At 58.0% G+C, this 12,941-nt stretch carries 11 protein-coding genes and 1 tRNA gene; 3 read left to right on the top strand and 9 right to left on the bottom strand.

Translation table 11 applies throughout. The features are described 5' to 3' along the window. Window positions 1–69: 69 nt before the first annotated feature. From sdhD to KP703_RS03420, 3 genes are all read right to left on the bottom strand, one after another. Complete coding sequence (gene sdhD, locus KP703_RS03430; protein WP_062141172.1) at window positions 70–483, bottom strand: succinate dehydrogenase, hydrophobic membrane anchor protein; 414 nt, start codon at window positions 481–483, stop codon at window positions 70–72. Between the two features lies 1 nt (window position 484). Beyond that, window positions 485–958 (bottom strand): succinate dehydrogenase, cytochrome b556 subunit, encoded by a 474-nt coding sequence (gene sdhC / locus KP703_RS03425; protein ID WP_061501373.1) that lies wholly within the window; start codon window positions 956–958, stop codon window positions 485–487. 140 nt (window positions 959–1,098) lie between these two features. Continuing rightward, complete coding sequence (locus KP703_RS03420) at window positions 1,099–2,121, bottom strand: aspartate-semialdehyde dehydrogenase (RefSeq protein ID WP_062141174.1); 1,023 nt, start codon at window positions 2,119–2,121, stop codon at window positions 1,099–1,101. A 115-nt stretch (window positions 2,122–2,236) separates the two neighbouring features. Here KP703_RS03420 and zwf point away from each other — a divergent pair, with 115 nt between their 5' ends. The 3 genes from zwf to KP703_RS03405 all read left to right on the top strand — a co-directional run bounded on the left by zwf (window position 2,237) and on the right by KP703_RS03405 (window position 6,458). Next, on the top strand, window positions 2,237–3,790 hold the full coding sequence (zwf, locus tag KP703_RS03415) for a glucose-6-phosphate dehydrogenase (protein WP_215753806.1): 1,554 nt from the start codon (window positions 2,237–2,239) through the stop codon (window positions 3,788–3,790). A gap of 215 nt (window positions 3,791–4,005) precedes the next feature. Then, window positions 4,006–5,034 carry an alcohol dehydrogenase AdhP gene (gene adhP / locus KP703_RS03410; protein WP_215753805.1) on the top strand — a complete coding sequence of 343 codons (1,029 nt, stop codon included), beginning with the start codon at window positions 4,006–4,008 and terminating at the stop codon, window positions 5,032–5,034. A 32-nt stretch (window positions 5,035–5,066) separates the two neighbouring features. After that, window positions 5,067–6,458, top strand: coding sequence for an NAD-dependent succinate-semialdehyde dehydrogenase (locus KP703_RS03405; RefSeq protein ID WP_215753804.1), 1,392 nt, complete (start codon window positions 5,067–5,069; stop codon window positions 6,456–6,458). A gap of 102 nt (window positions 6,459–6,560) precedes the next feature. Here KP703_RS03405 and KP703_RS03400 read toward each other — a convergent pair whose 3' ends face one another. The 6 genes from KP703_RS03400 to xseA all read right to left on the bottom strand — a co-directional run bounded on the left by KP703_RS03400 (window position 6,561) and on the right by xseA (window position 12,911). After that, a complete protein-coding gene (locus KP703_RS03400) occupies window positions 6,561–7,391 on the bottom strand; it encodes a creatininase family protein (RefSeq protein WP_252353802.1) in 831 nt (276 codons plus the stop codon). Window positions 7,392–7,400: 9 nt separating this feature from the next. Beyond that, complete coding sequence (locus tag KP703_RS03395) at window positions 7,401–9,404, bottom strand: CocE/NonD family hydrolase (protein ID WP_215753803.1); 2,004 nt, start codon at window positions 9,402–9,404, stop codon at window positions 7,401–7,403. A gap of 219 nt (window positions 9,405–9,623) precedes the next feature. Next, complete coding sequence (locus tag KP703_RS03390) at window positions 9,624–10,811, bottom strand: phosphoserine transaminase (RefSeq protein ID WP_215753802.1); 1,188 nt, start codon at window positions 10,809–10,811, stop codon at window positions 9,624–9,626. A gap of 35 nt (window positions 10,812–10,846) precedes the next feature. Further along, window positions 10,847–10,931, bottom strand: a tRNA-Leu gene (locus KP703_RS03385). Between the two features lie 51 nt (window positions 10,932–10,982). Further along, on the bottom strand, window positions 10,983–11,330 hold the full coding sequence (locus tag KP703_RS03380) for a hypothetical protein (protein ID WP_062250383.1): 348 nt from the start codon (window positions 11,328–11,330) through the stop codon (window positions 10,983–10,985). A gap of 120 nt (window positions 11,331–11,450) precedes the next feature. Then, window positions 11,451–12,911, bottom strand: coding sequence for an exodeoxyribonuclease VII large subunit (xseA, locus tag KP703_RS03375; protein WP_215753801.1), 1,461 nt, complete (start codon window positions 12,909–12,911; stop codon window positions 11,451–11,453). Between the last annotated feature and the right edge of the window lie 30 nt (window positions 12,912–12,941).

The raw sequence follows: 12,941 nt of genomic DNA, 5'->3' as shown, positions 1-12,941 counted from the left end.
TGTCATGTCTTCAGATTTCGTGCCGCCGCGACATGTGGCGCAAACAGGCGGCACAGCGTTCAGGTCTGGTCAGGACCGCCGGCTACCGGCAGCCACAAGCTTGATTACGGCAAACACGCCCAGAAGCCCCAGCAGGGAGGTAACGAGCTTGACCAGAATACGGGTTGGCAGATGCGCCTTGCCGTGAACGTAGTCGTCCACAATCACCTGCAGGCCGAGCTGCGCGTGGTAGAAGGTCGTGATGATCAGCGCGGTCAGCATGGTGGCGTTCACCGGCTTGCCGCCCCACTTCACAACTTCTGCATGGTCTGCGCCGCCAAGGCGGAACATCTGGACGATAAACCATGTTGAAAGCGGCAGAAGAGACGCCGCCGTCACGCGCTCGGCCCACCAGTGCCCTGTGCCGGAGCCACCGGCTCCAAGTCCACGGGCACGGCTCAGCTGTGAGCGCATCACCTCAATATGAGGAGCGGAATCAGTCATATCAGGATGCCTTTCCTGCTTTGGCCAGAGCGCGCGCCCGTTTGGCGGCAACGCCCAGAAGGCCCGCGGCCAGCACAGTGCTGACACCGGCGGTCACACCCACGGCAACCGGGCCATCCTTGTTCAGCTCTTCCTTGTCATAGCGCTTGCCGCTATCCCAGATCAGATGCCGGATGCCACCGACCGTGTGATACACAACGGAAGCCAGCCACCCCACCAGCAGCAACTGCCCTGCGGGGTTGCCTGTCACCTTGCGCGCTGTAGCAAACGCTTTCGGTCCTTTGGCGGCAGCAGCCAGCCAGAACACGCCAAGAGCAGCGCCGCCGGTTGCGGCAACGCCCGTCAGGCGGTTCGAAATTGAAAGAACCATGGACAGGCGATAGCGGTAAATTTGCAGATGCGGCGACATGGGCCGCTGAATGAGTCTGCCGTCACTTCGGGTCCCTACGTAGAGGGCCTTGCGGATATCCTGCATTGTCAGCCTCGTATCCTGTCCGTCTATCCCTTACACCGGCTCAGACCGGCGTTTCTGCATCGAAATTTGTCCTACGCCCCAACCCGCAGACCGGTCAATTCAGCCAGCCAACACGAGCCCGCGAGCCGGGGCGACCTCACTCAGCCGTGTCTGGGCAGGAGGTCCAGGGCAATCATCGTCTCGGCAATCTGCACTGCGTTCAAAGCCGCACCTTTCCGCAGATTATCGGACACGCACCAGAACGCGAGGCCGTTGGGAACCGTCGGATCGACACGAAGGCGTGAGACATAGGTTGCATCTTCCCCCACGCACTCAATCGGAGTCACATAGCCGCCATCTTCACGCTCATCGCGCAGAATCACGCCTTCTGCTTCACGCAGAACTTCACGCGCACGGGCCAGATCCACAGGCTCTGCAAACTCCGCCACAACGGCTTCAGAATGGCCGATAAACACCGGCACGCGGACGCAGGTGGCAATCACGGAAACGTCGGGATCGAGAATTTTTCTCGTCTCCACGGCCATTTTCCATTCTTCCTTGGTCGCGCCATCATCCATGAAGCGGTCAATCTGCGGGATGCAGTTAAAGGCAATCTGCTTCTGAAACTGCTCGATCTTCGGCGGGTCAGTCACAAAGCTGCCGCGCGTCTGGGAAAACAGCTCGTCCATGCCGTCTTTGCCCGCACCGGACACCGCCTGATAGGTGGAGACCACAACGCGCTTGAGCGTGAACAGGTCATGCAGCGGCTTGAGGGCCACAACCATCTGAATGGTCGAGCAATTCGGGTTCGCAATAATGTTGCGCTTCATGCGCTTGAGCGCATCCGGGTTTACTTCCGGCACCACCAGCGGCACATCCGGGTCCATGCGGAAGTGGGAGGTGTTATCAATCACCACACAGCCTGCTTTGGCAGCAATGGGAGCATATTTGGCCGAGACCTCACCCCCGGGGGAGAACAGACCAACATCCCAGCCTTTGAAATCAAAGGTTTCAAGATTCCGGACCTTGAGCGTACGATCCCCAAACGAGATTTCACGCCCGGCAGACCGTGGTGACGCCAGCGCAACAATATCGTCAACGGGGAACTCCCGCTCGGCCAGTGTCTTTAAAATTTCACGCCCAACTGCTCCGGTGGCGCCTACAACTGCAACCCGATACCCCATAACTCTATCCCTTACTCATTCCTGCCAAAGCCTGACCGGGCAGGAAACCTAGACCAAACCGGGTAAAAATGGAATTGCGGAGCATGCCCTTCCGTCGCGCAAGGAGAAATGAAATATGACTTCAGCCCCCGCATCTCCCGGCATTCCCACCCCGGTTGTCGCCCCTGCGGCCACCCATCCGGCCCCGGCCGGGACACTGGTGATCCTCGGAGCGGCGGGAGACCTGACTCATCGGCTGCTGGTGCCCGCGCTGTATGACCTGACCTGCAACGGTTTTCTGCCAGATGATTTCCGGATTATCGGCGTCAGTCTTGAAAAGGAGACGACGGAAAGCTGGGTCGCCTCCCTGCGCACCAAGATGGAAAGCTTCACGCAGGACAGACATGCTGAATTTTATACTGTCAGCATCAATGAAGAGGCGTGGTCCTGGCTTGCCAGCCGGATGTCCTACCGTGCGCTGGATTTTACATCTGTTGAGGCACTAAAGGAACTGGCCCCCGATATCGGCAAGGGCAACGCCGTCTTCTACCTCGCCACACCACCGCGCTTTTTCGGCACGGCAGCGGAAAGTCTGGCGCGCGCCGGACTGATGGAGGAAACACCGAACCGCTTCCGGCGTCTGGTGGTAGAAAAACCGTTCGGCACAGACCTGCATTCCGCACAGGCGTTGAATGCACATCTGCTGTCCTTCCTCAAGGAAACGCAGATTTACCGGGTGGACCATTTTCTGGGAAAGGAGACCGTGCAGAACCTGCTGGCGCTCCGTTTCAGTAATCTGCTGTTCGACCCGCTCTGGCGGCGCGACTATATCGACCACATTCAGATTACCGCCGCAGAAACACTCTCCGTTGAAGGACGCGGCGTGTTTTACGATGCCACAGGCGCATTGCGGGATATGGTGCCCAACCACCTGTTCCAGTTGCTCGCGCTGGTCGCTATGGAACCGCCCTCATCCCTGAAGGCTGAAGCCATCCGCAATGCCAAGCAACAGGTGTTTGACGCCATTCGTCCCATCACGCCGGAAAATGCCGTGCGCGGACAATATACCGCAGGGACAGTCGCCGGGCGGGACATTGACGCCTACCGCGCCAGCCCCGGCGTAAGCCCAACCAGCACCACGGAAACCTATGCGGCTTTGAAAATTGAAATTGATACCTGGCGCTGGGCCGGGGTGCCCTTCTACTTGCGCACCGGCAAAGCCCTGAGTTCCAACGTGACGGAAATTGTGGTGCAGTTCAAACAGACACCGCACCCCCTGTTCCATACAGCCGACGGCACGCCGCAAGCGCCTAATCGGTTTGTTTATAATATCCGGCCAGAAAAAGGGGCGGACCTGCATTTCAACGCCAAGCATCCCGGCCCGGAAACAGTGGTGGAAGAAGTGGTCTCCCAGTTCCGCTACCAGAACGCCTTCGGGGCGATCCCCAATGTAGGGTATGAAACCCTGCTGTATGACTGCCTGCAGGGCAACGCCACGCTCTTCCAGCGCGCCGATAATATCGAGGCCGGCTGGCGGGCAGTGGACCCGGTTCTGCAGGCCTGGAACAAAGCTACCACCGCGCCGGAATTTTATGAGGCAGGCAGCACCGGCCCCGCTGGAGCAGATGCTCTTCTGGCCCGCGATGGCCGCTGCTGGGCACCGTTTGGCCAGCTTAAAAAAGATAGCTGACCTCAGGACAGTCTTTAAAAATCCTCATTCCCGCGTCCTGTCATGGAAACCCTGCCGTGACAGGATTTTTTTGATGCAGGTCAATGCAGTTTTTCATCACACTCTGCCTAGTGAGAGGAGGAAATTCCTGATAACAGAGCCGCGCCACGCATATAAAAAAGACGGGGCTCTCTGGAATGTATTTCCAGCAACGAAAACAAAAAGGGACTGAGACAATGTCAGGAAAAATGAAAGCGGCAGTGGTGCGCGAATTCGGCAAACCTCTGAGCATTGAAGAACTGGATATTCCTGATATCCGTCCGAACGAAATTCTGGTCAAAATGATTGCCTGCGGTGTCTGCCATACAGACCTGCATGCCGCTGATGGGGACTGGCCGAAAAAACCGACCCTTCCGTTTATTCCCGGCCATGAAGGCGTTGGCACTGTTGTAAAAACAGGCAGTGCTGTCACGCATGTGAAGGTAGGGGATGAAGTCGGTGTGCCCTGGCTGTATTCCGCCTGCGGCCATTGTGAACACTGCCTTGGCGGCTGGGAAACTCTGTGCACCAAACAGGAAGATACCGGCTATTCCGTCAATGGGTGTTTTGCAGAATATGTGGTGGCAGACCCCAACTACGTCGCCCTCCTCCCCAAAGGCATAGACCCTGTGCAGGTCGCCCCCGTGCTGTGCGCTGGCCTGACGGTCTATAAAGGTCTGAAAATGACCGACACAAAGGCCGGGAACTGGGTGGCCATTTCCGGCGTTGGCGGACTGGGACAAATGGCGGTGCAATATGGCGTCGCCATGGGCCTGAATGTGGTAGCTGTTGATATTGACGATGAAAAACTTGCCATCGCCCGGAAACTCGGCGCGGCTCTGACCGTTAATGCCAGAGAGACAGACCCGGCGGCTTTTATGCAAAAGGAAGTTGGTGGTGTTCACGGCGGCCTGATTACGGCTGTTTCCACCAAGGCTTTTTCGCAGGCCATGGGGTATGTCCGGGCTGGGGGAACACTTGTTCTGAATGGCCTGCCACCGGGCGATTTTCCTATTTCGATCTTCGATATGGTGATGAATGGCACCACCATCCGCGGATCCATTGTCGGGACACGCCTTGATATGATTGAGGCTCTGTCCTTCTTTGCCGATGGGAAAGTGAAATCGGTAACGCAGACAGACCGGCTGGAGAATATAAACTCTATTTTTGAACGCCTCGAGGAAGGTAAGGTGGAAGGCCGGATCGTAATCGACTTTCGGGCCTGATACTTCCGAGGCATTCGGAAAGGCTCACGAATATGGCTTACAAGACTGTCAATCCGTACACCAACGAGACGATCGCCACTTTTCCTGACCTGAAAGATGCCGAACTGGATTCTCTGCTGTCACAGGCAGAGAAAACCTATAAAAGCTGGCGTGGAAAATCCTTTGCTGACCGCGCCAGCATCCTGCACAAAGCTGCCAGCCTGCTGCGCGAGCAAAGCGAAGAGTATGCAAAGCTGCTCACGCTGGAAATGGGCAAACTCAAGCGTGAAGCATTAGGAGAAGTTGCTCTTTCTGCTGATATTCTTGATTATTATGCCGACAATGCTGAAAAATTTCTGGCACCGCAGAAAGTGCCCGGCGGCAGCGAGCGTGGGGATGACGCCATGCTCATCAGCCAGCCGCTCGGTATCCTGCTGGCCATTGAGCCGTGGAACTTCCCCTACTACCAGCTGGCCCGCGTCGCCGGGCCGCATCTGATGGCAGGGAACGTGGTTGTGGTGAAACACGCCTCCATTGTTCCGCAATGCGCCGCTGCTTTTGAAAAACTCTTCCATGACGCAGGCGCTCCCGCAGGGCTTTACACAAACCTGTTCGCCACACGTCAGCAGTTGGAAAAACTGATTGATGACCCGCGCATTCAGGGCATCGCCCTGACGGGGAGCGAAGGGGCAGGGGCCACTGTTGCGGCACAGGCTGGCAAGAACCTGAAAAAAACCACCATGGAACTGGGCGGCAGTGATGCCTTCATTGTTCTGGATGATGCAGATCTTGAAAAGTCCGTTAAATGGGCTGTCTGGGGCCGCATGAATAATGGTGGCCAATGCTGTGTGGCGTCCAAGCGCATTATTGTGCAGGAGAGCCTTGCTGACCAGTTTTTCAAACGCTTTAGTGAAGAACTTGCAAAACTTGCGCCCGGAGATCCGTCTGATGACGCAACCGGCGTACCGCCCATGTCCTCCCAGTCTGCAGCAGATCAGCTGAATCAGCAGGTTGAAGACGCGGTGAAAAATGGGGCCAAAGCGCACCGGGTCGGCCCGACCCCACCTAACAAGGGCGCCTTTGTTCAGACCACGATCCTGACCAACCTGACGCGCGACAATCCTGCTTTCCATCAGGAATTTTTTGGACCCGTGGCGCTCTTCTTTACCGTTAAGGACGAGCAGGAAGCCATTGAACTGGCCAATGACACGCCTTACGGGCTGGGTGGCTCCGTGTTTACAGAAGATACCAAACGCGGTGTTGAGGTTGCCAAGCAGATTTACACCGGCATGGTCTATATCAACCACCCGACATGGACCCGGCCAGATCTGCCCTTTGGAGGCGTCAAACGCTCCGGCTATGGGCGTGAACTCGCCATGCTGGGGATTGAAGAGTTCGTTAACAAGAAGCTCATCAACGTCGTGCCTATTGATGCTCCAGCCTGATCCAGCGTTTTTCTAAAGACACAAAAGGCGACAGAGTCCTCTCTGTCGCCTTTTTTATAAGCTCCTTACAGAGCAAAATACTTTTCTATCCGTCAAAAACTTTCAGTCTTCTTTGTTGGAGGCCTCTTGCACGTCCTGCTTCACCACATGCTCAACCAGTTTCACGCCTGTTTCCACCAGCTTTTCTGTCAGGCGCGCACCCGTTTCTGCTGAGCAGAGACGTGGATCTCCCCGCCCAACCCCATTCGACGCCGTGCAATCCCCCTCCAGTGGCACAGAAATCAGAGCGCCATCCAGATCGAGCGTGCCAAAATCTGAAACATTCAGACCCCATGCTGTTTTATCTGCACGCGTTTGAGGAATACGATCCTCCCGAACCAGATCAGGCAGCACATGCATCCCAACGCTTGTCAACGGGTTTGCACCATGGCCGCCGGACTGCGCGGCCTGCTCTGCGCCAACAATCTGGGGCAAGAAACTGGCAGCAACACGCCACAGATAAAAGCTTGGGACTACAACATTATCCCGCAGCCAGATACTGCGTGTGACATCATGAATCATGGTGCAGTTTCCACCATGCCCGTTCAAAATAATAAGTCGGGTAAGACCATGCCGAAGCAGACTGTCCAGCATATCCCGCAAGACAGCCTGCAAAGTACTTTGGGAAAGCGCAATTCCACCCGGCATGTATCCAAAAAAATCAGCGCCACCAAAAGGCAGGACAGGCGCAACATACACCTCATGCCCGGCAGCAGAGGCCTTTCTGGCGATTTTCTCCGCCATGGCCTCTGCCAGAAGGTAGTCCCCCATCGGCATATGCGGCCCCTGATCTTCAAAACTGCCGAATGGCAACAGAATAACAGGGGAGCGCGCCACAGCCTCCCGCATTTCAGATGCGGTTAAATGCGCCATCTGGAATTTGGTTTGAACCATACCGGCCTCTTACTGTTTCACAACCGGGAGCAGAATGGAGGTCGCCTCCTTGCCACCATGATGGATGCTCTGCGTCGCCACGGTATAATCTGCCGGTTTTGCATCAAAAATGTTCGGCACGAACTTCTGCGGATTCCGGTCATAAAGCGGGAACCAGGAGGACTGGATCTGCACCATAATCCGATGCCCTTTTGCAAACACATGGTTCACAGCAGGCAGAGTGAAGTGATAATGCAGCGTTGCATCCGGCTGGAGTGCTTCCGGTTTGGCAAAGTCCTTGCGGTAGCGGCCCCGGAAAATATCCATGGACACAGGCAGTTCATACCCACCCATTTTGGGGTCATCCGGTGTCATGGCAGGCTGTACGTCAATCAGCTTCACCACCCAGTCTGAATCCGTGCCGCTTGTCGCGGCAAACAGATCTGCCACCGGCACACCGCTCACGCGCACAGGCTCGTCCAGCACCTCCGTTTCATAGGTCACCACATCCGGGCGGGATTCTGCTTCCCGCTGGTCCTGCACCAGCCAGGGCTTCCACCGACTGCTCTGCGCAAAGGCAAAGGGGCGGGAGATGAACGGAACCGGATGCGCCGGGTCAGACACATAGCTGTCCGCCCCATCTGCTGCCGGGTGTGTAAAGCTCAGCCCGTGCCCGTCTGCCAGATAAAGCGGGGTCAGGCCGCCAGTGCAGTTGCTTTCACATACAGACGGCCAGGAACGGTAATAATCCCATTTCTGGTCCCCTGTATTGTAGATGATGGCGTCAGGCAGATGCACAGACGCGCTGCCCGGTTTCAGATATTCATCAAAGAAGGGCCGGAAGACATCCCGCCGATACTGGTGGGCTGTATCCCCTTCAAATTCCAGCGGGCCAAGTGTGGAGCCGTTATAGTTCACCCCACTATGCCGCCAGGGGCCCATCACCAGCGTATTGGGGGCTTTAACGTCTGCATCCTTCAGCGCCTGCCAGGCATGAATGGCCCCCCACATATCTTCCTGATCCCACAAGCCCTGTTCCCACAGCATCGGAACTGTCGGCTTGCGCTGAGCCAGAATTTTATCCAGCGCCTGCCCCTGCCAGAACGCATCATACGCCGGGTGTGCGTGCATACGCTGCCAGAACGGATACTGGTCCAGACCGGCCTGTGTCGCAAAACTCCCGGCAGATCCGGCTTTCAGAAAATTGGTGTAGTCATCAGCATCTCTGCGGGGAATATCATTCCCTCCGCCACGCGCTGTCATCTGGCTGACAAAATAATCAAACGCCCCCTGACGAAACGCGCCATAATGGAACCAGTCATCTCCCATCCAGCCATCCACCATCGGGCTTTCCGGTGCGGCGACTTTCAGGGCAGGGTGCGGGTCCAGCAACGCCATGACAACAGTAAAGCCCTCATAGGACGAGCCTGTCATACCCACACGGCCATTGGACTCCGGCACATTATGCACCAGCCAGTCCACCGTATCCCATGCGTCGGTGGTTTCATCCGTTTTGGTGGGGTTTAGGGGGCCGTGCGGGGGGCGCGTCATCACATAATCGCCCTGAGAGCCATATTTCCCGCGAATATCCTGAAACACGCGGATATAGCCGCCCTCTACAAACACATCATCCCCCTGCGGCAGAACCTCCCGCATGGTCAGGGCATTGGGCACACGGTTAGCCCGGCCTTTGGCGTTATAGGGGGTGCGTGTCAAAAGAATTGGAGCATTACGGGCGTTTTTCGGAATAACAATAACCGTATACAGCTTCACGCCGTCCCGCATGGGGACCATAACCTCGCGCTTGATGTAATCACGCTGCTGGTCTGTTGGCATATGCACACTGGCCGGAATATCGCTGCCGGTTTGCACGCTTAGCGGATCATGCGCCTGAGCAGCATCCGCTGCCGGAGCTGCGGCCTGCGCGACCGGAAGAATTGCCGCCAGCAACACCCCGGACAGAGCAACGCTCGCCCACAGGCTCTTTTTTTGCAAAACGGATTTCTGTTTTGAAAGGGTAATCTGTCCCACCATGATCCTGCACTTCTGTCTGGTTTTTGCTTTTTAAGCTGGTGCTCAGACGATGCGTTGGATCAGGCGGTTCGTCCACCCTGTTTTTCGTAGAAAACGATTCTCAGGCGATACAGTCCGGGCGGCACGAACCGTGTGAAAATCACCGGGGGAAAGACAGCGCTTTCCCGGCGCCTCTGGCTTCGGTCCCTACCACCGAAGCCCTCTTGAAACGCGAGGCTTTCAGGCCGGGCAGGCTACCGGCGCAACCTGTGCAAACGCCCAGTCCAGCCAGGGCAGAAGCGCGCTGACGTCGGAGGCTTCCACCGTCGCACCACCCCAGATCCGCAGACCCGGCGGGGCATCACGATAGCTGGCAATGTCAAATGCCACGCCTTCTTCATCCAGCAGGGCGACCATCTGTTTGACAGTCTTCATCTGCTCGGAGCGCTCCAGTGCTAAAAACCACGGGGCCACAATGCGCAGGCAGATTGCGGTGGAGGAACGCTCTGCCTCGTTACGAGCCAGAAATTCCACCCAGTCTGTTTTGGCTTCCCATGCGGCTACTTCCGCCAGATTGGCCTGACTGCGCGCCTTCAGCCCAGCCAGACTACCAACAGACTCAGCCCATTTCAGGCTATCCAGCGCATCTTCCACACACAGCATGGAGGGCGTGTTGATGGTGTCGCCCCGGAAGATACCTTCAATCAGCTTGCCTTTGCCCATCAGACGGAAAATCTTGGGCAGGGGCCGCGGCGCTTCAAAACTTTCCAGCCGCTCCACAGCACGTGGGGAAAGCGCGAGCATGCCGTGCGCAGCCTCACCCCCCAGTGCTTTCTGCCAGGACCATGTGACCACATCCAGGCGGTCCCACGGCAGATCCATCGCAAAGGCGGCAGAGGTTGCGTCGCAAATGACCAGCCCCTCATGCTTCGCCGGAATGGCGTTAGCAGACGGCAGGCGCACACCGGACGTGGTGCCGTTCCAGGCCAGAACCACATCATGCGTCCAGTCCACCTGAGCAAGATCGGGCAGCTGACCGTAATCGGCTTTCAGAACCCGCGCATTGTCCAGTTTAAGCTGAGAGACAATGTCCTGCGCCCACAGAGAGGAAAAACTTTCAAACGCCAGCACATCTACAGGCCGGGCCCCCAGCAGGGACCACAGGGCCATTTCCACAGCGCCAGTATCGGACGCCGGGACAATTCCTACACGCCAGCCTTCGGGAATACCCAGAATGGCTGCGGAACGGTCAATCACCTCCGCCAGTCTGGCCCGTCCTTCCGCAGAACGGTGGGAACGGCCCGTCAGCGCATTGCTCAGCGCAGAGACATCCCACCCCGGGCGCTTGGCGCAGGGGCCGGAGGAAAAACACGGATTGGCAGGACGGCAAGCCGGACGGGAGGAATTTTCGGAATGTGTGGAGGTCATCACCCTGTCCGGTTTCAAGGAAGTGAGACAAATTGTGGTGCGAGAGAGGGGACTCGAACCCCTATGCCTTGCGGCGGTCGATTTTGAGCCGACTACGTCTACCGATTCCGTCACTCTCGCGGCAGGGCCCTCACTACCAGCAAAAAGGCTGGCAGAAAAGGCCACTCAGGATTAGCGGCAGACGCGGGCAGACCCATCTGCAGCAATATAGGTGCCCGTCTGGGTATTAAAGCAGGCATTCTGCACACAGCTGTTCCCACTGGTGAGCGGCTGCGGATAGTTCTGCGTCGCCATGGCCTGACTTTCCCGCGCGGCTGTGCCGCACAGCGGCGTGTTGGCCGGGGCGGAGGGATCGTTCGTCAAATGGCTTTCATCCACAGGGTTCCCCTGCTGGATGGCCATGTTCGGCGGGAAGGTTTGTAGCGGAACCTTCTGCTGTGCGGCGGGCTGGGCAGCACAGCCCGCAAGAAGCCCCAGAGCAAGGCAATAACCCAGCGGGCGAAGAAAACGCGTAGACATGCGGACAGTCCCCTAAAAGCAGGTTGGGCCTCACAGCCCCCGTTTCTCTCTATGTATTCTGCACTGCCTGACACCATAGACAGGATCAGAATTCAAGCTCAACCGGGCTTCTATAACCCCTTACAGTTCCAAAGTCGTCTGTTCAGCTTTCGCAGGCTTTTTACGGGTAATCACGGCGTCACGCTGGCCATCACCAAAGGTCAGCACAACATCTTCCCCCACCTTCAGCTTGCGCGCAGAGGTTACGGGCTGGCCACCGGCCGTCACCAATGCATAGCCCCGCGCCAGCACCGCCTGTGGAGACACTGCTTCCAGTTGCCCACCAACACCCACCAGTGCTGCGCGCCGTTCCCGCACCAGCGCCGCCAGCGGAGCCGGAGAAATCCGCAACCGCCCCAGCCGGGCTTCCCGCGTTTGCAAACCATGCCGCAGACCTGTCTGCAACGCACTCCCCAGTAAGGCCATACGGGTACGGCGGCCCGAGAGCAGCGTTTCCACTGCGGGCATATGCCGCTCCACCGCCACCAGTGCCACGCGTCGCCCCTGCACAAAGCCGGGCAGGGCGACGTCCAGCCTGCGGCCCCGGTCATCCAGCATCATCCGCGCCGTGCCCAGCAGGCCGGGCAGATCGGGCAGGGCCGCCGCAGCCCGGTCCAGCCGCAGCCGGGCCGTCTGCAATAGGCGGGACAGCGCCCCAAGCGCGCGTGCCCCCCGATGCTCCAGCTCCGCCAGCATTTCCGTACGGACCGGCACGGCCAGTTCTGCCGCGGCAGTCGGTGTCGGCGCACGCCGGTCCGAGGCAAAATCAATCAGCGTCGTATCGGTCTCATGCCCCACGGCGGAAATCAGCGGGATGCTGGACGCAGCGGCGGCACGCACCACGGCTTCATCATTAAACGCCATCAGGTCTTCCAGAGACCCACCACCACGCGCCACAATCAGCACATCCGGACGCGGCACGTTGCTGCTGCCATCCAGCGCGGAAAATCCGTTAATAGCCGCCGTAATCTGTGCGGCAGCACCTTCCCCCTGCACAGCCACTGGCCACACCAGCACCGGGCGAGGGAAGCGACGCAGGAGGGTCGTGCAGATATCATGCAACACAGCACCCTGCGCCGAGGTCACCACCCCGATCACACGCGGCAACAGGGGCAGGGGGCGTTTGCGCTCAGCGTCAAACAGGCCTTCTTCCGCCAGTTTCAGCCGCAGGCGTTCAATGCGGGCCAGCAGGGCACCTTCCCCCGCATACTCCATCCGCTCCACCACAAGCTGATAGCTTGAGCGTTCGCCATAAGCGGAAATCTTGCCGGTTGCGATAATTTCCAGCCCGTTTTCCGGCACCAGCCCAAGGCGGGAGACTGAGCCGCGCCACACGACGCCGGAAATCTTGCCGCGCTCATCTTTGAGGGAAAAATAGAGGTGGCCGGAGGGATAGCGCTTGAATTCGGTAATCTCACCGCGCACCCGCACACGGCCAAACGTGCCCTCAAGCGTGCGCCTGATAGCCCCGGAAATTTCGGAGACACTATATTCCGGCACATTCCCACCGGGAGGTGCCCCTGCTGCAAGCCCTTCGATCATTTGCCCAACCTATGCTACAGACGCTCGCCC

The sequence above is a fragment of the Acetobacter sp. P5B1 genome, assembly GCF_018811985.1.
Classification (GTDB): domain Bacteria; phylum Pseudomonadota; class Alphaproteobacteria; order Acetobacterales; family Acetobacteraceae; genus Acetobacter; species Acetobacter cerevisiae.
Note: the sequence above shows the minus strand (reverse complement) of the source record. Positions and strands in the feature narration are given on the sequence as shown.